We start from the raw sequence: 24118 nt of genomic DNA, 5'->3' as shown, positions 1-24118 counted from the left end.
GCAGGTTAAGTGTTAGATTGTAGGTAAAGAGGTTGTACCTGCAATATATGTCTGTCAAATTTAGTGACGTAGTATAGTAGAATAAAGGTGAGAAGTCATAGTGAGAAGATAAATCAGCTTCAGCAGGTATCTGGAAAATTTGATTTTATAGAGAAGCCTTCTGTTACAAACTCAATATACTATCAATAAACAATATTATAGAAGCAACAATAATTAAAATTTCACCTATCTGCATCATTCTATTTCGAACTCTAAATATATGTTCTATCAAAAATACTTGGATCACACACATTATAGGAATTAACGTTTTTGAAATTGAAAAATATCCAAATAAATAAATTATAAACAACAAAAATAGAACTATGTTGTATTTCTTATTCAAAACATTCCTCCCTATATTTTTGATTATCAATCTTAATATTTTATAACCACATTCTAACAAACTATAAAAGCATTTGTCGAATTGAATTTATCAAGCAAGCGACCAACTAGCTCATCTTTTTTCTATTTCTGCCAATATGCGTGACAGGTAGTAATGATAGCTAAATATAGCAAGACCAAGCAGGAGGATAAGAGCTCCTACTCCCAAGCTGATGGCAAGGACAGGAGAAAGAGACTGAAGCAAGAATATGCTCACCATAGCTGAAATCAACAAGATAGCACTATAAATAAAAATCAGAACCATTGTGACTATGCCATTTGAACGATTCACCAGGTCCGTAATGCTACTCCAATTGGTTGACAGATTTTTCACATCCTTAAAATAATGGTGGCAAGAAAGGATGACACTGGCAAGGAGCCATGCCACAAGAAGGTAAATCATCGAAAGGATGGGCAATCCTAAATAAAGAGAAAGACCAAGTAAAGTCACGATAGGTAAAAAGGACTGGACAGCAAAGATAATCCAAAATTTCACTTTAACATAACGAGCAAAGTCAAAGGGTAAACTCTTCAGAAAATCAATATTTTCCCTCTCCAAGGATAAGGCAATTGAAGGAAGGCTGGTGATATTGTTATTGACAACTGCTATAAACATTCCTATAAAAAACAAGGGTAACCAGTATGGAGGATGAACGTCTGGAACTAACTGAGAATCTCGGATTTTGGAAATCACACCGAACATCATGAGATAGGGAAGAAAGGTACTTGTAAAAAGCACTGTAATCACGCCAGTCCCCTGTCCTAATAGAGAAAGGTTATAGCGTAACACCATGCGGAAAAATCCCTTTTTAGTCCTTGAAATCCCCTCTTTACTGCGACGTTCTTTTTTGACCTTCTCCTCACTGTTAAGCAGGATAACGTCATAAAAATGAGGAAGAACCTTCTTTTTTGTCAGATAAAGCAGGAAGAGAGTTAATCCCATCCAAGCGAGTAGCCCCAGTATGGCCTCTGTCGAAAAAGGCTCCACTGCTATTTTGTAAAAGAGATGAAGAGGATAAAGGAGAAATGGAATCTCTCTAACTCTGTCAACTATATCTCTAGAAGTCGACTGTAGAAAGAAAACAAATAATAAAGGCGTGAGAACCCCAATCCCAATCATCACATTGGCAAAAATAGACTGGTACTTTCTAAAAACGGTAGTTTGAGCCAAGAAATGCACTAGCACTACCATCACTAGAGTCACAGAGACAAATAATAAGGCCAAGGACAGCAACATCAAAGGCAAGCCCAGCCAAATAGAAGGAGCTAGCCTAATGTAGAGGACTAGAAAATAAGCTAGGATTGGTACAATTCCAGTTAGAGCTGGCAAGAGTACAGACAGGCCTTTAGCAATTATAATCTCTGATTCTTTAAAGGCATAGGGTCTATACGATGCCAAGTCCTTACTCTCATAAAAGACATTGTAAAAGGCAGTGAAAGCCGTTGAAAAGGCAAGCACCAATAAAATAGCAACCATGCTACTAAAAAGACTTGGCATTTCCTCAAAAGGAAAATGAAAGGCTATATTTATAAACAAGAGTAGCATCAAAATACTGGAAAAAATGTAAGAACTTAGGACTCTAGCGGAAACATTTACTTTTTTCCCGGGATTCTTAGCCTGCTTCTTTCGTAGGTTAGCCAGATTCGCTTCTTTAGATGAATAGAGGATATTGATATCAACTAATTTTTTAATGACCTTGAGACGCATCTGTAACCTCCTCTTTTCTACCGGCAAGGCTAAGGTAGATACTTTCCAAAGACTGGTCTGGGTGGTCTTTTCTCAAGTCCTCAACGCTGCCACAATAAATCAAATGCCCCTTTTTCAAGATGGCAATCCGATCACAGACTTGCTCAGCAACTTCGAGTACATGGGTTGAAAATAGGACAGTCTTGCCTTTTTGCGCATGTTCCTTCATCATCTGCTTCAAATCAAATGCAGCCTGAGGATCCAAACCAGTCAAGGGTTCGTCCAAGACCCAAATATCAGGATCAGACAAAAGCGCCCCGATGACAAAGACTTTCTGACGCATTCCGTGAGAAAGGGTTTCAATAACCTGATAACGGTTTTCAGCAAAATCAAAAACCTTCAATAGCCTAGCTAGACTAGCCTCCAAGTCAGAGTTACTCAAATCATAGGATGAAGCAATCAATTCCCAAAATTCATTGGCCGTTAAACGTAAAAATAAGTCAGGCGAGTCTGCAACGTAGCCAATTTTTCGTTTGATAGCCAAGCGATTTTCCGATAAATCTAAACCGTCTACCAAAATACGACCACTGCTGGGTGAAATGATACTGACTAGAGATTTTATAGTGGTCGATTTCCCAGCACCATTATGGCCAATTAAGCCCATAATCTCTCCATTTTCAATCTGCAGATTGAGATTGCTCAAGGCCTCTTTATCACAATACAACTTACTAACATTTTGAAATTCAATCATGAGCTGACTCCTATCTTTATCTATGTAATTTACTATTATTATAGCGCTTTCATTTTAAAAATCAACATTTTATATAAAATAGTCAAAAACTTATTATTCAGCATTACGCAAACGTTTGAGTAAGCTAGAACTTTATGATAGAATAAAGAACAAGATTGACAAGTAAGAGGAAAAATCATGCAAAATCAAACACTTATGCAATACTTTGAATGGTATCTGCCCCACGACGGCCAGCACTGGACGCGTCTAGCTGAAGATGCTCAACACCTAGCTGATCTCGGCATTAGTCATGTCTGGATGCCCCCAGCTTTTAAGGCAACCAATGAAAAAGATGTAGGCTATGGTGTCTATGACTTATTTGACTTAGGAGAATTTAATCAAAAAGGAACTGTCCGCACCAAGTATGGTTTTAAAGAAGACTATCTTCAAGCCATTCAAGCCCTAAAAGCGCAGGGAATCCAGCCCATGGCCGATGTGGTACTCAACCACAAGGCTGCAGCCGATCACATGGAAGCCTTTCAGGTTATCGAAGTGGATCCTGAAGATCGTACAGTTGAACTTGGAGAACCCTTCACCATCAATGGCTGGACTAGTTTTACCTTCGATGGCCGCCAAGATACCTACAATGACTTCCACTGGCATTGGTACCACTTCACAGGTACAGACTATGATGCCAAACGTCGTAAGTCTGGGATTTATCTGATCCAAGGGGACAACAAAGGCTGGGCCAACGAGGAATTAGTCGATAACGAGAACGGAAACTACGACTACCTCATGTATGCTGACCTAGACTTTAAACATCCTGAAGTCATCCAAAATATCTATGACTGGGCTGACTGGTTCATGGAAACGACTGGTGTAGCTGGTTTCCGCTTGGATGCAGTCAAACACATCGATTCTTTCTTTATGCGCAATTTCATCCGCGATATGAAGGAAAAATACGGTGACGATTTCTACGTTTTTGGTGAATTTTGGAACCCAGACAAGGAAGCCAATCTAGATTATCTTGAAAAAACAGAAGAACGCTTTGACCTTGTCGATGTTCGTCTCCACCAGAATCTCTTTGATGCTAGTCGAGCAGGTTCCAACTATGACCTTCGTGGCATTTTCAAAGATAGCCTGGTTGAACTCAAACCTGACAAGGCTGTGACATTTGTCGACAACCACGATACACAACGAGGTCAGGCTCTTGAGTCTACCGTTGAAGAATGGTTCAAACCAGCAGCCTACGCCCTCATTCTGTTACGCCAAAATGGCCTTCCATGTGTCTTTTACGGCGACTACTATGGGATTTCAGGGCAATATGCTCAACAAGATTTCAAAGAAGTCCTTGACCGCCTCCTAGCCATCCGAAAAGATTTGGCCTATGGAGAGCAAACAGACTACTTTGATGACGCAAACTGTATCGGTTGGGTACGTTCAGGTGCTGAAAATCAATCCCCAATCGCAGTCCTTATCTCAAATGACCAAGAAAACAGCAAGTCAATGTTTATCGGCCAAGAATGGGCTAACCAAACTTTTGTAGATTTACTTGGAAATCACCAAGGTCAAGTTACAATCGATGAGGAAGGTTATGGACAATTCCCAGTCTCAGCAAGATCTGTAAGTGTCTGGGCAGCCAATACTATTTAATAGTTCATAATATTCAAGCCAGATCCAATCGGATTTGGCTTTTTTTGTATTCACAAAAAGACCTACCCAAATGGATAGATCTTTATTCTCAATGAAAATCAAAGAGCAAACTAGGAAGCTAGCCGCAGGTTGCTCAAAGCACTGCTTTGAGGTTGTAGATAAGACTGACGAAGTCAGTCACATATAAAATCCAAGGCGAAGCTGACGTTGTTTGAAGAGATTTTCGAAGAGTATTACTTGATTACAATTTACCTGCTACAGCATCCAACAATTCTTGGATTTTAGCTTGGTTGCTTCCTCCTGCCATGGCCATGTCTGGTTTACCACCACCACGTCCATCGACGATTGGTGCTAATTCTTTGACAAGATTTCCTGCATGAAGGTCTTTTGTCTTACTTGCTACAAGGACATTGACTTTGTCACCGATAGCGGCAACTAGGACAAGAAGATCAGAGTAGTCTTTTTGTTTCCAGTTGTCCGCAAAGGTACGAAGGGCACCAGCATCTGATACAGACACTTGACTAGCAATGTAACGGTGAGCATTGACTTCCTTCACATCCTTGAAGATATCGCCTGCAGCAGCCGATGCAGCTTTTTCTTTCAATTCAGTATTTTCTTTTTGCAATTGACGAAGTTGTTCTTGAAGTCCTTCTACCTTGTGAGGTACTTCTTTAAGTTGAGGAGTTTTCAAGGTTGCTGCGACAGCTTTAAGAGCATCCTCTTGTTCACGGTAAGCCTCAAAGGCTTCCTTACCAGTCACTGCCAAGATACGGCGAGTTCCAGAACCAATCCCTTCTTCTTTGACAATCTTGAAGAGTCCAATCTCAGAAGTGTTGCCAACGTGGGTACCACCACAAAGCTCGATAGAGTAGTCACCGATAGTAACAACACGAACTTCCTTGCCGTATTTCTCACCAAAAAGGGCCATAGCTCCCATTTCTTTAGCAGTGTCAATATCCGTTTCAACTGTCTTCACTTCAAGAGCTTCCCAGATTTTTTCATTGACTTGCTGCTCAATGGCACGCAATTCATCAGCAGTCACTGCTTGGAAGTGGGTAAAGTCAAAGCGAAGGAATTCAACTTCGTTAAGAGATCCTGCTTGTGTTGCGTGGTTTCCAAGGATATTGTGAAGGGCAGCGTGAAGCAAGTGAGTCGCAGTGTGGTTTTTCATAACACGGTGACGACGATTTGTATCAATTGCCAATGTGTATTCTTGGTTCAAAGCAAGTGGTGCAAGGACTTCAACTGTATGAAGAGCTTGTCCGTTTGGTGCTTTTTGAACATTGGTCACAGTAGCCACAACCTTACCTGACTCATCCAAGATTTGTCCGTGGTCAGCGACCTGTCCACCCATTTCAGCATAGAATGGCGTTTCAGCAAAGATGAGGGAAGCAGTTCCTTCGGATACAGCTTCTACTTCTGTATTGTCCGCTACGATTGCTACCAATTTAGAAGACAATTGGCTGGCATTATAGTTAAAGTGGCTTTCAACTGTGATATTTTGAAGAGTTTCATTTTGCATGCCCATAGATCCGCCTTTGACAGCTGATGCACGCGCACGTTCTTGTTGTTCCTTCATAGCTGCTTCAAAACCTTCACGGTCTACAGTCATGCCAGCTTCTTCAGCGATTTCTTCAGTCAATTCAACTGGGAATCCATAAGTGTCATAAAGTTTGAATACATCTTGACCAGCAATGACAGATTGACCTTTTTCTTTCAAGTCAGCTACAATGCCTTGGGCAAAGTGTTGACCTGAGTGAAGGGTACGAGCAAATGATTCTTCTTCGCTCTTAACGATTTTTTCGATAAAGTCACGTTTTTCAAGCACTTCTGGGTAGTAGCTTTCCATGATTTTTCCAACAGTTGGAACGAGTTTGTAAAGGAAAGGCTCGTTGATTCCCAATTTTTGACCATGCATAGAAGCACGACGGAGAAGACGACGAAGGACGTAACCACGACCTTCATTTCCAGGAAGGGCACCATCACCGATGGCAAATGAAAGGGAACGGATGTGGTCAGCGATGACCTTGAAGCTCATGTTGTCGCCATCTTGGTCATAGACCTTACCAGACAATTTCTCCACTTCACGAATGATTGGCATGAAGAGGTCCGTTTCAAAGTTGGTCTTAGCCCCTTGGATAACTGCCACCAAACGTTCCAAACCAGCGCCCGTATCAATGTTCTTGTGCGGCAATTCCTTGTACTCGCTACGAGGAACAGCAGGATCTGCATTAAATTGTGACAAAACGATGTTCCAGATTTCAATATAACGGTCGTTTTCGATATCTTCTGCAAGGAGACGAAGACCGATATTTTCTGGGTCAAAAGCTTCTCCACGGTCAAAGAAAATCTCTGTATCTGGTCCAGAAGGTCCCGCACCGATTTCCCAGAAGTTATCTTCGATTGGAATCAAGTGACTTGGATCCACTCCTACTTCAATCCAGCGGTTGTAAGAATCTTTATCGTCTGGATAGTAGGTCATGTAAAGTTTTTCAGCTGGGAAATCAAACCATTCTGGGCTTGTCAAAAGCTCATAAGCCCAAGTGATAGCTTCGTCACGGAAGTAATCTCCGATAGAGAAGTTCCCCAACATTTCAAACATGGTATGGTGACGTGCAGTCTTCCCTACGTTTTCGATATCGTTAGTACGGATAGCTTTTTGGGCATTGGTAATACGTGGATTTTCTGGGATAATAGTCCCGTCAAAGTATTTCTTAAGGGTTGCTACCCCAGAGTTGATCCACAAAAGTGTTGGGTCATTTACAGGAACCAAACTCACTGATGGTTCTACTGAGTGACCTTTGGTCGCCCAGAAATCAAGCCACATTTGGCGTACTTGTGCACTAGATAGTTGTTTCATATTGTCTCCTTATTTACTTCTTTAATTTGATTGGCTTTCCAGCATTTCCACATAGTCAATCGCGACACAGAGGGAAATGACTAGGTCTGCATAAGCGTCCTCAAGAACCGTTACGGTATAGGTAGAGGTCAAATGGAAGAGTTCTTTCTTGATTTCCGCAATCAGCTGATCGCGATCATCCAGCAATTTGAAATCCAAATCCCAGATATTGCCCTCGATACGAAGACCTAGATTATCAAACTCATACTTATCTCGCCAGAAGGTCAACTTCTTGCGAATGACAAAACTCGAGCCATCCCGAAGCTGAATCTCAAAACGAGGAAGCAAGGTCAAGATTTCTTTACTGACCTGACTTACCTGTTCACCATTAGCATCATAGATGGTAAAGGTTTTGGGAATCTTAAAAAATGATCCCTCCACCTGATAGGCGATTTCTCCTCTGTCATCCTTGATAGCGAAACGTTCGCCTCCAAGACGAAACTTTTGTTTGACAAGAAATGTTTTCATCAACACCTCCAAAAATCAAAAGACAAGCTCATATCACGAAGGGCGAAAAACCGCGGTACCACCTTCATTCAATGAACTTGTCATTCTCTTATTCTTATGCAATTGTTAAATTGAGTAGCATGACTTCCTAGCTTAGATGGCTCGCAGCACCGCCATTTCTCTGGACTAAGACAAGTGAAAATCAATTCTCAACTTTCTTATTATAACGTTTTTTTAAGTCTGCGTCAACTGGAAATGATACCCATTTAATAACCCATTTCCTACCGTAACTTCTCAAAGTAACTTCCATCTCTCTCCCAAAACTGGAAGTTAGTCTCAGACGATGAATTATGCTAGAATTAAGTCTGAGACTTTTCGTGAGGAGGCACCTCATGACGAAAAAACAAAAACATCTCACTCTAGAAGACCGTATTGACATCCAAACTGGAATCAGCCAACAGGAGACTTTCCGTTCCATCGCTGAGAAGATGGGGAAAGACCCGTCAACGATTTCAAAGGAAATCAAGCGCAATCGCATCATGCATCCAACATCCGTCAAATCTGATTGCACGGATTGCCCTCTTCTCAAAAAAGCTCCTTATGTCTGTAACAACTGTCCAAAAAAGAGGACGGATTGTGGGTTTAACCGCTATCTTTACTACGCGAAAAAGGCACAGGAGCAGTACGAGACTATGTTGAGGGAATCCAGACAGGGAATTCCCCTAAACAAGGAAAGTTTTTATCAGATGGACAAGGTCTTAACCCAAGGCATCCAGAAGAAACAAAGCATCTACCATATCATTCAGACACATAACCTACCTGTGTCGAAAGCTACGGTGTATCGGCATGCCAAGCTGGGCTATCTGACAGCCAAGCCCATTGATTTCCCTCGGATGGTCACGTTCAAGGAACGCAGAAAATCCAGAAAAGTAGCTATTCCTAAAGAGCTGAAAATTGGGCGGACCTATCAAGATTTCCAAGAGTTACGAGAAACAGATGATTTCTTCAAATGGTTGGAAATGGACACGGTCATCGGCAGACCTGGTGGAAAGCTACTGCTCACCTTCAACGTTTCCTTCTGCAACTTCCTCTTCGCCCTGCTTTTGAACAACAAGACCGCTCTGGAGGTCGCCACTAAATTCGCAGCTTTGAAAGAAAGAGTCATGGACGGAGGGTGTGCGTTCCATCAGCTGTTCCCTGTCATTCTCACAGACAACGGATCTGAGTTCGCCTATGTGGAGGAGCTTGAGCGAGACATTGATGGGAAGTCTCACCTCTACTTCTGCGACCCTAGCCGTCCTGACCAGAAGGGGCGGATTGAGAAGAACCATACGGTTTTGCGAGCCATTCTTCCCAAGGGCACTTCCTTTGACCAGCTGACTCAGAAAGACGTCAATCTAGTCATTTCCCATGTCAATTCCTTGAAACGAGAAGAGTTTCAAGGAAAATCTGCTTACGACGTCTTCACCTTCACCTTTGGCGAGGACATCGCTGCTCTTCTGGGTTGCCAATTTGTCAAACCAGAAGACACACACTTATCACCTGATTTATTGAAATAAAGGGAATTTTCCCCTCTAACTACACATCTTATCACCATCGAAAAGTCTCACACTAAACGCTAGCAACTGGAATTTACTCTAAGACGACTCTGTTTTAGGGCTATTTGTCGTGCACTTTTTTCTGAGTCTTTTCGCTTTTGAACCCTTATATATCAAGAAAAAGAAAACCAGTGGAAGTTAGTCTAAGACGGATTTCCACTGATTTCACGCATTTTTCTCATACTAAAAGCTAGGTTGTGGGAAACTGGAAGTTAGTTTTAGAAGTTACCACCCATTTCCTACATCTCAGATTACTTTTTCAGAATATATTTTTTCTTACTACTATCACTCTTTTTATCCCAACTTTTATTCCAAAGTTTTGAATTGTTAAAGATAGCTTCGAAAATATTTACAAATATAAAGAACCCTATCACCAAATGTATGGAATCAGTTGTTAGTTATTGTCGATCCAAACCATCCTTTAGAGAGAATAGTATAACAGTTTGCTGAACAGTCAAAAAGGCTGGCCAAAAAAATTTTTTGAAAAAAGTAGATATTTTCATTATTTGTTACCGCTTTCTGTAAGGTTAAACTTAGTATACTACTGAGAAAGAAAATAAGCAACTATCATAGAAAAAGATACCGTTACGAAAATTGCCTTTTATTTTTTAAAAAACGAACCAGCTTGACTGATCCGTTTTCATACGTTCTACTCCTACTTCCGATACATTTTAAACTGTAGGAAGAGGTCGCTATATTTTCCTGTCCATTTATGGTCAAATTTCTCATAAACTTCTAGGTGTTTCATGGTTTCAGCATCAGGATAGAAGGCTTTGTCTTCTTTTTTCTCCTCTGGGAGTAATTCCTTAGCTGGTAGGTTTGGTGTTGAATAGCCGACATACTCTGCATTTTTGAGAGCATTTTCAGGTTTCAACATAAAGTTAATAAAGGCATAGGCTGCATCTTGGTTTTTGACTGTTTTTGGTATAACCATATTGTCAAACCAAAGGTTGCTGGCCTCAGTTGGTACCACATAGCGTAGATTTTCATTTTTTTCTAGCATTTGGCTGGCTTCACCAGAGAAGGTCACTCCGATAGCAGCGTTGTTCTGAATCATGTAGCCCTTCATCTCATCCGCCACAATAGCCTTGATATTTGGAGTCAACTTGTAGAGCTTGTCCACTGTCTCTTCCAACTGCTGGCTATCCTTGGAGTTGAGGCTGTAACCTAGCGAATTGAGTCCTAGTCCCAGTACCTCACGCGCCCCATCAAAAAGCATGATAGAGTTCTTATACTCTGGCTTCCAGAGGTCATCCCAATGCTCAGGCGCTTCCTCTACCATGGTTTCATTGTAGACAATTCCCAAGGTTCCCCAGAAGTAAGGGATGGAGAATTTATTTCCTGGGTCAAAGGACTGGTTGAGGAACTCTGGTCCGATATTTTCAAGACCTTCAATTTTTGAATAGTCAAGCGGAACCAAGAGGTCTTCATCCTTCATCTTGTTGATCATGTATTCACTAGGAATGGCAATGTCGTAGGTCGTTCCACCCTGCTTAATCTTAGTATACATGGCTTCGTTGGAATCAAAGGTCTCATACTGGACTTGGATGCCTGTTTCTTCTGTGAATTGCTCCAAGAGTTCTGGATCGATATAGTCACCCCAGTTGTAGATAACCAGTTTTTGACTATCTCGGCTATTGATTTTACTATCTAGATGAGTCGCAATTCCCCACAAGACCAGGATAATCGCTACAATTCCTGCTAAAAATGAATAGAGTTTTTTCATGCTTGCTCCTCCTTCTCACGTGAGATAAAGTAATATCCAACTACTAGGATAATACTAAAGAGAAAGACAAGGGCAGACAGGGCATTGATTTCTAGCGAAATTCCCTTGCGAGCACGAGAGTAAATCTCGACCGACAGGGTTGAAAAGCCATTTCCCGTTACAAAGAAGGTCACGGCAAAGTCATCCAGCGAATAGGTAAAGGCCATGAAATAACCTGCAATGATAGACGGTGTCAGGTAAGGAAGCATGATTTCCTTGAACATCTGAAATTGACTGGCTCCCAAATCATAGGCCGCATGAATCATATCCCCATTCATTTCCTTTAGACGTGGCAAGACCATCAAGACCACGATAGGAATGGAGAAGGCCACGTGACTAGAAAGAACAGTCAAAAAGCCAAGTGAAAACTTGAGTTGGGTAAAGAGAATCAAGAAGCTGGCACCAATCATAACATCAGGCGCAACCATGAGGATATTATTGAGTGATAGAAAGGCTTCTTGGTATTTCTTACGAGACTGGTAGATGTAAATAGCACCAAAAGTCCCGATAATGGTCGCAATCAAGGCTGACAGAAAGGCCAAGAAAAAGGTCTGGGTCACAATCAACATGAGACGACCATCGCTAAACATGGTTTTAAAATGGCTCAAGCTAAAGCCTGTAAAGCTATTCATGTCGTTGCCTGCATTAAAGGCATAGCCAATCAAGTAAAAAATAGGCAGGTAGAGGACAAGAAAGACCAGTCCCAGATAAAGGTTGGCAAATTTTTTCATCGCTCTCTCCTTTCCTTGGTCACCCACATGGTGATGAACATGGTCAGGATAAGAATCACACCGATGGTAGAACCCATACCGTAGTTGTCATTGGTCAGGAAGTTCTGCTCAATGGCTGTACCTAGTGTGATAACTCGGTTTCCACCAATCAAACGGGTCAGCATGAAGAGACTCAAACTTGGGATAAAGACAGATTGGACCCCACTTCTCACTCCGTTCATAGACAGAGGGAAGATGACATGACGGAAGGTCTCCCACTTGGTCGCACCTAGGTCATAGCTGGCATTGATGAGATTGTTATCCATATCGTCCAAGACATTGAAAATCGGCAAAATCATAAAGGGAAGCTCGATGTAGCTTGCGACAAAGATAAAGGAGAAATCGGTAAAGAGTAACTGTTGTGAACCAATTCCGATGAATTCCAAAAATTGGTTAATAGAGCCATTTTGACCAAAAATCCCGATAAAGGCATAAGCCTTAAGAAGAAGGTTGATCCAGGTTGGCAGAATAATCAGCATGAGCCAGAGTTGACGGTGCTTAAGACGGGTTAAGAAGAGGGCCGTCGGATAGCTGATTAGCAGGGTCACAAAGGTCACAATCCCTGCATAGAGTACAGAGTTGAAGCTCATTTTAAGATAGGTCAAGTTTTGTGACGCAAAGTAGGATTTATAGTTTTCTAAACTGAACTGGCCTTCGATGTTGAAAAAGGATTGACCGAAAATCAAGACCAAGGGGGCGAGGACAAAGAGGGCAATCCAGAGCATATAAGGCACTACAAAGAGTTTAGAGCTTGTTTTCTTCATCTCTTTCCTCCTCGATTGCATTGATTAGACCTGCTTCTTGCTCTTCAATTTCCACATATTCTTCGATACGAGCATCGAACTCTTCTTCGGTTTCGTTGAGACGCATGATGTGGATGTCTTCTGGTTCAAAGTCCAGACCGATTTCCTCACCCACGATGGCCTTACGAGTTGAGTGGATCATCCATTCATTTCCAAGTTCGTCATAGGCGATAATTTCATAGTGCACCCCACGGAAGAGCTGGGTATCGACCTTAACTTGGAGCTTGCCTTCTTCAGGAAGGGTAATCCGCAAGTCCTCTGGACGAATCACGACCTCAACAGGTTCATTCGGCTTCATCCCACCATCGACCGCTTCAAAGCGTTTGCCGTTAAACTCAACCAAGTAGTCCTCAATCATGGTACCTGGCAAGATATTTGACTCACCGATAAAGGTGGCAACAAAATGGTTAATCGGCTCATCGTAGATGTCCACAGGTGTTCCAGACTGGACAATCTCGCCATCATTCATGACAAAAATCCAGTCACTCATAGCCAAGGCTTCTTCCTGATCGTGAGTAACAAAAACAAAGGTAATGCCCAATCGTTGTTGCAGTTCACGCAGTTCGTACTGCATATCTGTTCGTAATTTTAAGTCAAGCGCTGACAGAGGCTCGTCCAACAAAACCACACGAGGTTGGTTGATGATGGCACGGGCAATAGCCACACGCTGACGTTGTCCTCCAGATAGTTTACGAATGGAACGTTTTTCGTAACCTTCCAACTGAACCATCTTGAGAACTTCCGCTACGCGTTGCTCGATTTCTTTCTTGTCAATTTTACGCAAGCGAAGTGGAAAAGCAACATTTTCAAACACATTCATATGTGGAAACAAGGCATAAGATTGGAAAACGGTATGGACGTCTCGCTTGTTGGTTGGGATGTCGTTGATACGAACACCGTCCAGCAAAATATCTCCAGTCGTCGCATCTAGCAAACCTGCAATGATGTTTAGGATAGTTGATTTCCCTGAACCAGATACGCCTAGAAGGGTATAGAATTTCCCTTCTTCCAACTCAAAGTTGATGTCTTTGAGAACCTTGGTGTTGCTGTCTTCAAAAACTTTAGAGACGTTTTTGAATTCAATAATTGGTTTTTTCAATTGTCATTTATTCCTTCTTTTTCATAGATTAACAGATCAGGGCTCTGTCAGGCCGCCACTACCTCGTGTAGGAGATTAAACTGCCTACATTCTTCTGCACTAACGATAGGCTTTCACCCCCTTTCCATGACATAGCAGCAGCTTTCAAATACAGCTTCCTACTTGCTTTCACCTAAAATACGGACTTCTCTCTCAAGAGTAACGCCAGAGTGTTCCTTGACTTTTTCGATCACAGACTCAATCAAGTCTTCGTAGTCTTTGGCCGTTCCGTCAGCAACATTGATCATAAATCCTGCGTGCTTTTCTGACACTTCTACGCCACCGATACGATAGCCTTTCAAGCCAGCTTCTGAAATTAATTGACCTGCAAAATGACCTACTGGACGCTTAAAGACCGAACCACAAGATGGATATTCTAAAGGTTGCTTGAGTTCACGTAGGTGCGTCAAGCGGTCCATTTCCTGCTTGATAACCTGATGGGTTCCTGGGGCTAGGGCAAATTTAGCTGACAAGACAACTGCACCAGACTCTTGAATGGCTGAATGGCGGTAACCAAAAGCCAAATCTTTGGCAGACAGGGTCTCGATTTCTCCATCCTTGGTCAAGACCTTACAAGACTGCAAGATGTGGGCGATCTCACCACCATAGGCACCTGCATTCATGAAAACAGCTCCACCGACGCTCCCTGGAATGCCACAAGCAAACTCAAAGCCAGTCAAACTATGACGAAGGGCAATGCGTGTCGTTTCAATCAAGTTAGCACCAGCTTCTGCTTCAATGGTATAGCCATCAACGGAAACATTATTGAGCTTGTCACACAAGATGACAAATCCACGAATCCCACCATCACGGACAATGATGTTGCTAGCATTCCCAAGGACCATCCAAGGAATATTTTCTTGATTGGCAAATTTAACAACGCGAGCCAACTCAAAACGATTTCGTGGAAAGACCAAATAATCGGCCTCTCCACCTACTTTTGTATAACTATAGCTATGCAAGGGTTCCTTAAAACGGATATCAATCCCTTCTAAGATTTCAAGCATTTTTTCTTTTACTGACATGACACTCTTCCTTTTACAAAATTCATTCCATTATACCATTTTTAAGACCATTTGACGACCCTAAAAAAATCTTGAGCTTATTTTAAACAAAAAAAGAGGTTGCCCCCTTTTCTTATGATTTTTTGCAAAAGATAGCCTTGGTTCCATAGGCAAGCAGAACAAGTTCCAGTGCTAGGACAACTTCAACCAAGACTGGACTTGTAATCCATCCTACTTGAGCTAGAGATGGTACCAGGTCAAAGAAGGCATGTAGGCCATAGGCTGCTAGGAGATAAATCCATTTCTTCTGGCGAACAGCTTGGTAAACCCAAACAGTCAAGAGTAATTGGAAACCTAGGGCCAAGATTCTCTCAAAACCAAGCAAATAAATCTGCCAGACTGATAGCGACTGAATAGTTTTCAACATATTTTCAGACAGCAATTGCATAACCTGTGGATTTTGCGTTTGAACTGCTGAGAGAACGATGTAGAGATTAATCAAACTAGTAAGACCTAGGAAAATCAACTCCAAGCCACCATGCCCCAATCCATAGGCCAATGCATCTGCCTTTTCCAAACTTCTCTTTTTCTCCAACCATTTGAAGAAAATAAGACGAGCAGTTTCCTCAAAAAATGCTGCCATGGCTAGGCCATAGATGATATAGACAAGCGGATGGTCTTGCATGAGGGCAATACTACCGTCTTTTTGAGGATGTAAAACCAAGATATGCACCAGTTTTTCTAAAATCTGTGAAGAGACAAAGAAAGCAACAGCCCCCAAGCCCAAGACAGCTAGATTAATCTGGTGTTTCTTTTTGGCATACCAAATGCTTCCTATCAAGAAAGTCAGCAACAGCACCATGGTAATAATGATATGAATAGTCATTTTCTTCTCCTATTCTGCCTTTTCAATATCTTTTTTCATCTCGTCAACATTGAACTTAGCAAACAAGTATTGACGGTCTTGGACTGGGAAACGTTGGTCCAACTGGTCAACAGCTCCCACCTCAATAATGCCTTCCTTGATGACAAAGTCCATGACATGACCACCGAAAGTCAAATCATCTGATATGAAGTGCAGATGGTAGCCTGCCACACTGACTCCATGGAAAATCTCAGGCGTCCAGAAACCAACGATGCTTCCTGATACATTGTCTCGACGATATTCCGGTTGATGGGTTGCGACATCAGCAAACTTGGTCTCTGGTGTCGACTTAGGAATCATGCGCACATGCATATGAGAAAATTCCCCACGAATCTTGATCGAGCGGAAAAGATTTTCCCCATCATAATAAGACTCAATCCGTTCTTCCAATTCCTTGTCTGTCATCTCAAAGCGCTGGCGGAAAATGACTTCTGCCTGATGAGGTACTACTGCTGCGTAAGGAATAAGGGCATCTGGCGACACCTCCACAATCTCTGGCTGATTTCCTGACCCTTTGGCCTGATAAGCCTTACCATCCAAAACAATCAATTCTCCATCAATGGAATCCAAGGTTCCCAAACCAAGGTCACCATGCTTAAGTAATTCTCCCACAGTCATGGTCCCACCATAAAGGCCAGCCATCAAGGCTCCAAGGGTATTGTATTGAAATAATTTCACTGGTTCCTGCACGTTCTTATCCATTCACTTTCTTGTCTGTTATTCTATAAATGTTACTCCTAAGTATACCACATTTGCCCCTAGATGTGAACGAGAGAAACACTCTAGACATTGCCAAGAAGGAAAAAAAAGGGTACAATGTAACAAAATCAAGGGAGGTCTAGAATGAAAAAACAAAGTAAGTACCAAGAGGTCGTAGCTTATCTGAAAAATAGTATCGAGTCTGGACGCTTTCCAACGGGTAGCCGCCTGCCTTCTATCCGTCAACTGAGCCTTGACTTTCACTGTAGCAAGGACACCATTCAGAGAGCCCTTCTGGAATTACGGCACGAACAATACCTCTATGCCAAGCCCCAGAGTGGTTACTATGTCCTAGAACAAGGGCAACACCAGGACCTAGAAATCGAGGTTACCGATGAACACGCCAGTGCCTATGACGATTTCCGACTCTGTATCAATGAAACCTTGATTGGCCGGGAAAACTACCTCTTCAACTACTATGATAACCAAGAAGGATTAGAAGACCTAAGACAATCCATTCATAAACTGCTCTTTGACCAAGCTCTCTACTGCAAGACTGACCAACTGGTACTGACTTCTGGAACCCAACAAGCCCTTTTTATCCTCTCTCAAATTTCCTTTCCTAGCCAAGCTAAGGAAATCTTGGTGGAACAACCGACCTACCATCGGATGAATCGTCTCTTGATTGCTCAAGGTCTGGACTATCAAACGATTGAACGAGGCATTGATGGGATTGACTTGGAGGAACTGGAAGGCCACTTCAAAACAGGAAAAATTAAGTTTTTCTATACCATTCCTCGATTTCACTATCCCCTTGGCCATTCCTATTCTGAGCAGGACAAACAGACTATTCTTGACTTAGCTGCCAAGTATGGTGTCTATATCGTAGAGGACGACTATCTGGGTGATTTGGACTCCAAGAGGGGCCAGACCTTCCACTATCTGGATACAGAGGAACGGGTCATTTACATCAAGTCCTTCTCAACCAGCCTCTTTCCAGCCCTGCGAATAACAGCACTCATCCTTCCAAATGCTATCAAAGAAGCCTTTGTGGCCTACAAAAATATCCTAGACTACGACAGCAACCTCATCATGCAAAAGGCCCTGTCACTCTATATTGACAGTCAATTATTTGAGAAAAATCGGCTTGCTCGCTTATCCAATCAGGAAGCTTACCAAAAACAAATCGAGGAAAGACTAGCTAACACTCCTTGTCCCCTTCCTCATTTTCCCCTACACGATGGTATATTGCTTGATCTCAGACGATACCCTAAAATTGCCAGTCTCAAACACAGCCAACTGGGCTTGGATTTCTTTGAAGAGGCTTACTTGTGTGCCTGTCCTTATCAATTTGCCAAGGTGTCCTTAGACAATCTGGAAAAGGTTTTAAACTATTTAAAAGCAGAATTGGATTGACTTCCAACTCTGCTTTTTTCTTATACTCTTCGAAAATCTCTTCAAACCACGTCAGCGTCGCCTTACCGTAGATATATGTAACTGACTTCGTCAGTCTTATCTACAACCTCAAAGCAGTGCTTTGAGCAGCTTGCGGCTAGCTTCCTAGTTTGCTCTTTGATTTTCATTGAGTATTATTCTTCAACTTCTGTTAAGGTTGCTGCCTTTTCAAGATATTTTTGGTAGGTACCGTCATCCTTGAGTTTTTGGATAACCTTGTCCACCACTTCTTTCAAATCAGCACTATTTTTTCTAAGGGCAACGGCATTGGCTTCGCCATCCTTCATCTTCAAGCTGACAGTTGCGACAGCTAGATCTGCATTTTTAGCAGCATAGCTAAGAGCAACAGGCTCATCCATATGAACAGCATCTACTTTTCCAGCCTGTAATTCATTAACAGCTTCACCCATATTGGTTAGGGAAGTCAACTGAGCTTTTGGCAATTGTTCCTTGACCATTGATTCTGGAACAGTCCCTTTTTGGGCTGCAATATTAGCACTTTCAAGGCTAGTTAAATCCTTGTATTTTTCTACATCAGCCTTACGAACCAAGAAACTAATCTTGTTTTCATAATAAGGGATTGAAAAATCAAAGACTTCTTTTCTCTCGTCAGTAGCGCTAATTCCCGCAACCGCTAGGTCAGCCTTACCAGTTTGAAGACTGGTCAAGACATTGTCAAAACTCATGCTTGAGATTTCCAATTTCACCCCAAGTTCATCAGCGATAGCCTGAGCCATATCAATATCCGCACCGACTACCTGGTTTTTTCCGTCAACTAAGGATTGGAATTCAAAAGGTGCATAGTCAGGACTAGTAGCCACAACTAATTTCCCCTTTTGCTTAATGGCTTCAACAGCTGACTGAGAACCATTCGAACCCGACTGGCAAGCCACTAAGAAGAAAGTTGCAAGAAAGCTACATAAAACAAATATCCATTTTTTTGATTTCATAAATAAACAACCTCTCTGTTAATTTTGTATAATTATAACGCTATCCACCTTACTTGTCAAGTGTTTTTTGAATTTTTATCTTAAAAATATTTTTTTCATTCAATAAAAGGAGCTATCAATTGATTTCAAGCTCCTTTTTATACAGAATGAAACTATTTTATAGTTCGACAATCTTACCTGTTTCAAAGTAAACAACCCATTCACAGATATTCTTAGCATAATCCCCAATACGTTCCAAGAAAGCAATGACTTGGAAATAATCACGACCTGTAACAATGGAATCAGGATTTTTCTTGATTTCTTCTGTAGCCAAGTCACGAATGCTATCAAAGTAATGGTTGATTTTTTCATCCATAGCTGCTACTTCATAGGCCTGATCTACTGAACCATTCAGATAGAGTTCAAGGGCTGCTTCAACGAAATTCTTGACATCGCGACCCATTCTCTTGATTTCTTCTTCAACAGCTGGAATACGTTGCTCCCCCTTCATACGAATGGCTGCTTTTGCAATGGAAACAGCATGATCCCCCATACGCTCCAAGTCAGATACGGCTTTTAAGACTGTTAGAACAGTACGCAAGTCTTGAGAAACTGGTTGTTGAAGGGCAATCATTTCAAATGATTTCTTCTCCAATTTCACTTCGTATTCATTTACTTCTGCATCGTCTTCGATGACTTCCTTAGCTAAATCACGGTCATGCGTAACAAAGGCAAGCACTGTCCGATTGATTTGGGATAGCACTTCTTGTCCCATAGCATAGAACTGGTTGTGCAATTTCTCTAAATCTTCCTCAAATTGAGAACGTAACATCATTTATCTCCTTATCCAAATTTTCCTGAAATATAATCTTCTGTTTCCTTGTGTTGTGGGTTTAGGAACATCTTCTTGGTATCGTTAAACTCAATCAAATCTCCATCTAGGAAAAATCCTGTCTTGTTAGAGATACGAGAGGCTTGTTGCATGGAACGCGTAACCAAGAGCATGGTGTATTTATCTTTTAGACCATACAAGGTTTCCTCAATCTTACCAGCCGAGATAGGGTCCAGAGCTGAAGTCGGTTCATCCAGGAGAATGATTTTAGGACTGGTTGCCAAGACACGGGCAACACAGACACGTTGCTGTTGTCCACCTGAAAGCCCGATAGCTGAATCATGCAGGCGATCCTTGACCTCATCCCAGATAGAAGCTCGTTGCAAGGCTTTTTCTACCGCTTCATCCAGAACTTGCTTGTCCTTAACTCCATTGATACGAAGCCCATAAACAACATTTTCGTAGATAGACATAGGGAAGGGATTTGGTTGTTGGAAAACCATACCGATTTCCTTCCGCAATTCAACTGTATCAGTACGTGGACTGTAGATGTTGTGGCCGTTGTAAACCACCGAACCAGTTGTGGTCACCTCTGGATTGAGGTCTCCCATGCGGTTGATAGCCTTGAGAAGGGTTGACTTTCCTGATCCAGATGGACCGATCAAAGCTGTAATTTCCTTAGGTTGGAAAGATAGGGAAACACTATTCAAGGCCTTTTTCTGATTGTAGTAAACGGACAGGTCTGATACCTGTAAAATCGCTTCTTTCATACTGTTTCCTTTCTATCCAAAGTGTCCTGTTACATAGTCATTGGTTGACTGTAGTTTGGCATTTTGGAAAATATTAGAGGTCTTATCGTACTCGATCAAGTCACCCAAGTAGAAAAATCCTGTGTAGTCACTAGCACGCGCAGCCTGTTGCATACTGTGGGTCACGATGATGATGGTAAAGTCCTTCTTTAATTCCAACATGGTTTCTTCCAGCTGGGCTGTCGCAATGGGATCCAAGGCTGACGCCGGCTCATCCATCAAGAGAATATCTGGTTTAACAGAGATAGCACGAGCGATACAGAGACGTTGCTGCTGGCCACCTGATAGGGTCAAGGCTGACTTGTGCAAATCATCTTTGACCTGGTCCCAAAGGGCAGCTTGACGAAGAGAGGTTTCTACAATTTCTTCCAAGACTTGCTTGTCCTTAACTCCTGCACGTTCATGAGCAAAAGTGATATTGCGGTAGATAGACTTGGCGAAGGGATTTGGTCGTTGGAAGACCATCCCGATGTGTTTACGCATCTCATAAACATTGATTTCTGGACGGTTAACATCAATCCCTTGATAGAGAATTTGACCTGTGACCTTGGCAATATCAATGGTATCATTCATGCGATTGAGACTGCGGAGGTAGGTTGATTTCCCTGAACCAGAAGGTCCAATTAAGGCTGTAATTTTATTTTTTTCAAATTGCATATCGATGCCCTTGATGGATTCTTTTTTACCGTAGTAAACATGTAAATCCTTGGTAGAGAGGGCCACTTTCTCTTCAGGAAAGGTGATGATATGCTTTTCATCCCAATTATATTTTGACATGGCTTCTCCTTTAGGCAGCGGTTAATTTCTTATGTAGGTAGCTTCCGAGTTTGCGAGCTCCAAAGTTAAAGATGAGGATAAAGATGAGGAGGACGGCTGCAGAACCTGCTGATACAATGGTTCCATCTGGAATAGTACCTTCACTATTGACTTTCCAAATATGGACAGCTAAGGTTTCTGCTTGACGGAAGATAGAGATTGGGCTGGTCACACTGAGAATATTCCAGTTAGACCAGTCAAGGGCTGGAGCGGATTGTCCTGCTGTATAGATAAGAGCCGCAGCCTCACCAAAGATACGACCAGAGGCCAAGACAACCCCCGTCACAATACCTGGTAGGGCTTCTGGAATGACCACATGGACCACTGTCTCCCAACGAGAAATTCCAAGGGCCAGACCAGCCTCACGTTGCGTATGGTGAACGTGTTTCAAACTGTCCTCAACATTACGAGTCATCTGAGGCAAGTTAAAGACTGTCAAGGCCAAGGCCCCTGAAATAATTGAAAATCCATACTCAAACTGAACTACAAAGATCAAGTAACCAAAGAGACCCACAACCACTGATGGCAGTGAAGACAAGATTTCAATACAGGTTCTGACAAAGTTGGTTACAGGACCTTTTTTGGCATATTCAGCTAGGAAAATCCCAGCCCCCATAGACAAGGGCACAGAAATAATCAAGGTAATGACCAGAAGGAAGAAGGAATTATAGAGCTGAATTCCAATCCCTCCACCTGCTTGGTAAGAAGATGATTTGCCAGTCAAGAAAGACCAAGAGATGTGGGGCAAACCACGAACCAAGATATAAAGAATCAAGGATGCCAAGATGGCAACGATGATTCCTGCAATTGAGTAGAGGACAGCTGTTGCAATTTTATCTAATTTCTTAGCGTGCATAGTTTTTCTTTCCTCTTTCTTTCGTAATCAATTTAATCACACTGTTAAATGCCAAACTCATCAAGAGCAAGACTAAGGCCAGTGACCAAAGTACGTTATTATCAACGGTTCCCATAACGGTATTTCCGATACCCATGGTCAACACAGAGGTCAATGTTGCAGCAGGTGTTGTCAATGAAGTTGGGACAACGGCTGAGTTTCCGACGACCATCTGAATGGCCAAGGCCTCACCAAAGGCACGCGCCATCCCAAAGACCACTGCTGTGAAAATCCCTGAACGCGCTGCCTTCAAAGTCACGCGCCAGATGGTTTGCCAACGAGTAGCCCCCATAGCCAAACTAGCTTCGCGGTAGTGACGAGGCACCGCACGCAAGCTATCCGTTGTCATAAAGGTTACCGTCGGTAAAATCATGACAAAAAGAACGAAAATCCCTGACAAAATCCCAAAACCAGTTCCGCCAAAGACACTGCGAACAAAGGGAACTACGACCTGCAAACCGATAAATCCATACACGACTGAAGGAATCCCGACTAGCAATTCAATTGCTGGTTGCAAGATTCTAGCACCTTTTGGTGAGACCTCGGTCATAAAGACAGCTGCTCCGATGGCAAAAGGAGTTGCGATAAGGGCTGATAGGATTGTGACAATAAAGGAACCCAAAATCATAGGAAGGGCACCAAATTGTTTACCTGAAGGATTCCAAGTTTGACCAAAAAGGAAATCAAAGATATTGACCCCATTTACAAAGAAGGTCGACAAACCTTTTTGAGCTACGAAAATCAAAATCATAGCCACAATGATGACAATCAAAGACAGACAGGCAAAGGTCAAGCCTTTTCCAAGTTTCTCTAAACGAGAGTTCTTTGAGGGAGAAAGTAATTTTTTAGCTAATTCTTCTTGATTCATTAGTGACTCCCTTCTAGTGCTGTCACCGTTCCAACAGCATCTTTTTCAACCTTCATTTCCTTGATAGAAATATAGCCCATTCCCTTAACGATTCCACTTTGCGCTTCATCTGAGAGGACAAAGTTGAGGAATTCTGCCACCAATTCATTTGGTTGGCCTAGGGTGTACATGTGTTCATAAGACCACAAAGGCCAGTTATTGGTCGTAACATTTTCTGCAATCGGCTCATAGCCATTCAACTTCATGCGCTTAACTGAGTCATCCACATAGGCAAAGGCTAGGTAAGAAATGGCTCCTGGTGTCTGGGAAACAATGTTTTTGACCATTCCATTTGAATCCTGTTCTTGACTCTGCACGGCAGATTGACCATCCATGATAACACTATCAAAGGTTGCACGCGAACCAGAACTTGCTGCACGGTTGATAATAGAGATGGCTAAATCCTTCCCACCGACTTCTTTCCAGTTGGTCACTTGACCTGTGAAGATACTACGGAGTTGTTCAGTTGTCAGATTTTCAACATCAACTTCCTTGTTCACAATCACTGCCAAGCCCGCTACGGCTACCTTATGGTCCACTAGAGCGGATGCGTTGATACCGTCTTTTTCCTCGGCAAATACATCTGAATTTCCTACATCAACGGCTCCAGACTGAACCTGAGACAGACCTGTACCAGATCCACCACCTTGGACATTAACTGTTTTTCCAACGTGCATAGAGCCAAATTCATCTGCTGCTGCTTCGACCAAGGGCTGAAGAGCCGTTGAGCCAACAGCTGTCATGGATTCTCCACGGTCAATCCAGCTAGCACATCCCGCCAAAGAACCTGCCAGCAAAAGAGCTGCAAGGGATAGAGCGAGTTTTTTCCTTTTTTTCACTGTTTTTCTCCTTGAAAATAATGGTGAATGCTGTGAATTTTTTCAACTATTTATTTATGTTTTTCTTTTGAAAATTAGGAGCCAACTAAAGTTCTTAT

Annotated in this window: 21 protein-coding genes and 1 pseudogene; 3 read left to right on the top strand and 19 right to left on the bottom strand. The window is 42.2% G+C overall.

Annotation, left to right across the window (positions count from 1 at the left end; translation table 11 throughout):
• Positions 1-493 precede the first annotated feature (493 nt).
• On the bottom strand, positions 494-2128 hold the full coding sequence (locus SMI_RS03800; RefSeq protein ID WP_001237547.1) for a hypothetical protein: 1635 nt from the start codon (positions 2126-2128) through the stop codon (positions 494-496).
• Positions 2109-2858 carry an ABC transporter ATP-binding protein gene (locus SMI_RS03795; RefSeq protein ID WP_000569179.1) on the bottom strand — a complete coding sequence of 250 codons (750 nt, stop codon included), beginning with the start codon at positions 2856-2858 and terminating at the stop codon, positions 2109-2111. Before SMI_RS03795 ends, SMI_RS03800 begins: the two co-directional genes overlap by 20 nt.
• Before the next feature lie 177 nt (positions 2859-3035).
• On the opposite strand from SMI_RS03795, the gene SMI_RS03790 reads away from it, so the two are divergent.
• Positions 3036-4490: an alpha-amylase gene (locus SMI_RS03790; protein ID WP_001181049.1), complete on the top strand. Its 1455-nt coding sequence runs from the start codon at positions 3036-3038 to the stop codon at positions 4488-4490.
• Positions 4491-4731: 241 nt separating this feature from the next.
• On the opposite strand, the gene alaS is transcribed toward SMI_RS03790, so the two are convergent.
• Positions 4732-7350, bottom strand: a complete 2619-nt coding sequence (alaS, locus tag SMI_RS03785) for an alanine--tRNA ligase (RefSeq protein WP_000811741.1) — start codon at positions 7348-7350, stop codon at positions 4732-4734.
• Between the two features lie 21 nt (positions 7351-7371).
• Positions 7372-7857 (bottom strand): LURP-one-related/scramblase family protein, encoded by a 486-nt coding sequence (locus SMI_RS03780; protein ID WP_000847065.1) that lies wholly within the window; start codon positions 7855-7857, stop codon positions 7372-7374.
• Positions 7858-8228: 371 nt separating this feature from the next.
• On the opposite strand from SMI_RS03780, the gene SMI_RS03775 reads away from it, so the two are divergent.
• On the top strand, positions 8229-9395 hold the full coding sequence (locus tag SMI_RS03775) for an IS30-like element ISSmi1 family transposase (protein WP_000163010.1): 1167 nt from the start codon (positions 8229-8231) through the stop codon (positions 9393-9395).
• A 290-nt stretch (positions 9396-9685) separates the two neighbouring features.
• On the opposite strand, the pseudogene SMI_RS10985 reads toward SMI_RS03775, so the two are convergent.
• The 8 genes and pseudogenes from SMI_RS10985 to budA all read right to left on the bottom strand — a co-directional run bounded on the left by SMI_RS10985 (position 9686) and on the right by budA (position 16541).
• Positions 9686-9937, bottom strand: a pseudogene (locus SMI_RS10985) (hypothetical protein).
• A gap of 152 nt (positions 9938-10089) precedes the next feature.
• Positions 10090-11160 carry an ABC transporter substrate-binding protein gene (locus SMI_RS03770; RefSeq protein WP_000737955.1) on the bottom strand — a complete coding sequence of 357 codons (1071 nt, stop codon included), beginning with the start codon at positions 11158-11160 and terminating at the stop codon, positions 10090-10092.
• Positions 11157-11930, bottom strand: coding sequence for an ABC transporter permease (locus SMI_RS03765; RefSeq protein ID WP_000712742.1), 774 nt, complete (start codon positions 11928-11930; stop codon positions 11157-11159). The genes SMI_RS03770 and SMI_RS03765 overlap by 4 nt, the downstream gene beginning before the upstream one ends.
• Positions 11927-12733: an ABC transporter permease gene (locus SMI_RS03760; RefSeq protein ID WP_000753801.1), complete on the bottom strand. Its 807-nt coding sequence runs from the start codon at positions 12731-12733 to the stop codon at positions 11927-11929. Before SMI_RS03760 ends, SMI_RS03765 begins: the two co-directional genes overlap by 4 nt.
• Positions 12714-13871 (bottom strand): ABC transporter ATP-binding protein, encoded by a 1158-nt coding sequence (locus SMI_RS03755; RefSeq protein WP_000742924.1) that lies wholly within the window; start codon positions 13869-13871, stop codon positions 12714-12716. Before SMI_RS03755 ends, SMI_RS03760 begins: the two co-directional genes overlap by 20 nt.
• Positions 13872-14029: 158 nt before the next feature.
• Positions 14030-14935, bottom strand: coding sequence for a UDP-N-acetylmuramate dehydrogenase (gene murB, locus SMI_RS03750; RefSeq protein WP_000111588.1), 906 nt, complete (start codon positions 14933-14935; stop codon positions 14030-14032).
• Between the two features lie 112 nt (positions 14936-15047).
• Positions 15048-15800, bottom strand: a complete 753-nt coding sequence (locus SMI_RS03745; RefSeq protein WP_000152243.1) for a YhfC family intramembrane metalloprotease — start codon at positions 15798-15800, stop codon at positions 15048-15050.
• 9 nt (positions 15801-15809) lie between these two features.
• Entirely contained in the window at positions 15810-16541 is a 732-nt protein-coding gene (gene budA, locus SMI_RS03740) for an acetolactate decarboxylase (RefSeq protein WP_000360317.1), read from the bottom strand.
• A 141-nt stretch (positions 16542-16682) separates the two neighbouring features.
• Between budA and SMI_RS03735 the strand changes: the two genes are divergently transcribed.
• On the top strand, positions 16683-17954 hold the full coding sequence (locus tag SMI_RS03735) for a PLP-dependent aminotransferase family protein (protein WP_000744842.1): 1272 nt from the start codon (positions 16683-16685) through the stop codon (positions 17952-17954).
• 173 nt (positions 17955-18127) lie between these two features.
• On the opposite strand, the gene SMI_RS03730 is transcribed toward SMI_RS03735, so the two are convergent.
• The 7 genes from SMI_RS03730 to SMI_RS03700 form a co-directional block, all read right to left on the bottom strand.
• On the bottom strand, positions 18128-18943 hold the full coding sequence (locus tag SMI_RS03730; RefSeq protein ID WP_000837379.1) for an ABC transporter substrate-binding protein: 816 nt from the start codon (positions 18941-18943) through the stop codon (positions 18128-18130).
• Positions 18944-19100: 157 nt separating this feature from the next.
• Positions 19101-19754, bottom strand: a complete 654-nt coding sequence (phoU, locus tag SMI_RS03725) for a phosphate signaling complex protein PhoU (RefSeq protein ID WP_000946456.1) — start codon at positions 19752-19754, stop codon at positions 19101-19103.
• An 11-nt stretch (positions 19755-19765) separates the two neighbouring features.
• Positions 19766-20524: a phosphate ABC transporter ATP-binding protein PstB gene (gene pstB / locus SMI_RS03720; protein ID WP_000656571.1), complete on the bottom strand. Its 759-nt coding sequence runs from the start codon at positions 20522-20524 to the stop codon at positions 19766-19768.
• Between the two features lie 12 nt (positions 20525-20536).
• Entirely contained in the window at positions 20537-21340 is an 804-nt protein-coding gene (gene pstB / locus SMI_RS03715) for a phosphate ABC transporter ATP-binding protein PstB (RefSeq protein ID WP_000049846.1), read from the bottom strand.
• A gap of 10 nt (positions 21341-21350) precedes the next feature.
• Entirely contained in the window at positions 21351-22235 is an 885-nt protein-coding gene (pstA, locus tag SMI_RS03710) for a phosphate ABC transporter permease PstA (protein WP_000543046.1), read from the bottom strand.
• A complete protein-coding gene (pstC, locus tag SMI_RS03705) occupies positions 22225-23142 on the bottom strand; it encodes a phosphate ABC transporter permease subunit PstC (RefSeq protein ID WP_001070903.1) in 918 nt (305 codons plus the stop codon). Before pstC ends, pstA begins: the two co-directional genes overlap by 11 nt.
• A complete protein-coding gene (locus tag SMI_RS03700) occupies positions 23142-24020 on the bottom strand; it encodes a phosphate ABC transporter substrate-binding protein PstS family protein (protein ID WP_000746328.1) in 879 nt (292 codons plus the stop codon). Before SMI_RS03700 ends, pstC begins: the two co-directional genes overlap by 1 nt.
• Positions 24021-24118: the final 98 nt, after the last annotated feature.

Origin of the sequence: Streptococcus mitis B6, assembly GCF_000027165.1 — a bacterium.
Classification (GTDB): domain Bacteria; phylum Bacillota; class Bacilli; order Lactobacillales; family Streptococcaceae; genus Streptococcus; species Streptococcus mitis_AR.
The sequence above is the reverse complement of the archived record's forward strand: the minus strand, read 5'-3'. Positions and strand labels throughout refer to the sequence as shown.

Bases quoted from the DNA above. Each gene is read 5' to 3' on its own strand.
- pstC (WP_001070903.1), bottom strand. From the start codon at position 23,142: ATGAATCAAGAAGAATTAGCTAAAAAATTACTTTCTCCCTCAAAGAAC.
- SMI_RS03770 (WP_000737955.1), bottom strand. From the start codon at position 11,160: ATGAAAAAACTCTATTCATTTTTAGCAGGAATTGTAGCGATTATCCTG.
- SMI_RS03775 (WP_000163010.1), top strand. From the start codon at position 8,229: ATGACGAAAAAACAAAAACATCTCACTCTAGAAGACCGTATTGACATC.
- alaS (WP_000811741.1), bottom strand. From the start codon at position 7,350: ATGAAACAACTATCTAGTGCACAAGTACGCCAAATGTGGCTTGATTTC.
- SMI_RS03790 (WP_001181049.1), top strand. From the start codon at position 3,036: ATGCAAAATCAAACACTTATGCAATACTTTGAATGGTATCTGCCCCAC.
- pstB (WP_000049846.1), bottom strand. From the start codon at position 21,340: ATGTCAAAATATAATTGGGATGAAAAGCATATCATCACCTTTCCTGAA.
- phoU (WP_000946456.1), bottom strand. From the start codon at position 19,754: ATGTTACGTTCTCAATTTGAGGAAGATTTAGAGAAATTGCACAACCAG.
- SMI_RS03745 (WP_000152243.1), bottom strand. From the start codon at position 15,800: ATGACTATTCATATCATTATTACCATGGTGCTGTTGCTGACTTTCTTG.
- SMI_RS03780 (WP_000847065.1), bottom strand. From the start codon at position 7,857: ATGAAAACATTTCTTGTCAAACAAAAGTTTCGTCTTGGAGGCGAACGT.
- SMI_RS03765 (WP_000712742.1), bottom strand. From the start codon at position 11,930: ATGAAAAAATTTGCCAACCTTTATCTGGGACTGGTCTTTCTTGTCCTC.
- SMI_RS03730 (WP_000837379.1), bottom strand. From the start codon at position 18,943: ATGAAATCAAAAAAATGGATATTTGTTTTATGTAGCTTTCTTGCAACT.
- SMI_RS03760 (WP_000753801.1), bottom strand. From the start codon at position 12,733: ATGAAGAAAACAAGCTCTAAACTCTTTGTAGTGCCTTATATGCTCTGG.
- SMI_RS03795 (WP_000569179.1), bottom strand. From the start codon at position 2,858: ATGATTGAATTTCAAAATGTTAGTAAGTTGTATTGTGATAAAGAGGCC.
- SMI_RS03800 (WP_001237547.1), bottom strand. From the start codon at position 2,128: ATGCGTCTCAAGGTCATTAAAAAATTAGTTGATATCAATATCCTCTAT.
- budA (WP_000360317.1), bottom strand. From the start codon at position 16,541: ATGGATAAGAACGTGCAGGAACCAGTGAAATTATTTCAATACAATACC.
- murB (WP_000111588.1), bottom strand. From the start codon at position 14,935: ATGTCAGTAAAAGAAAAAATGCTTGAAATCTTAGAAGGGATTGATATC.
- pstA (WP_000543046.1), bottom strand. From the start codon at position 22,235: ATGCACGCTAAGAAATTAGATAAAATTGCAACAGCTGTCCTCTACTCA.
- pstB (WP_000656571.1), bottom strand. From the start codon at position 20,524: ATGAAAGAAGCGATTTTACAGGTATCAGACCTGTCCGTTTACTACAAT.
- SMI_RS03735 (WP_000744842.1), top strand. From the start codon at position 16,683: ATGAAAAAACAAAGTAAGTACCAAGAGGTCGTAGCTTATCTGAAAAAT.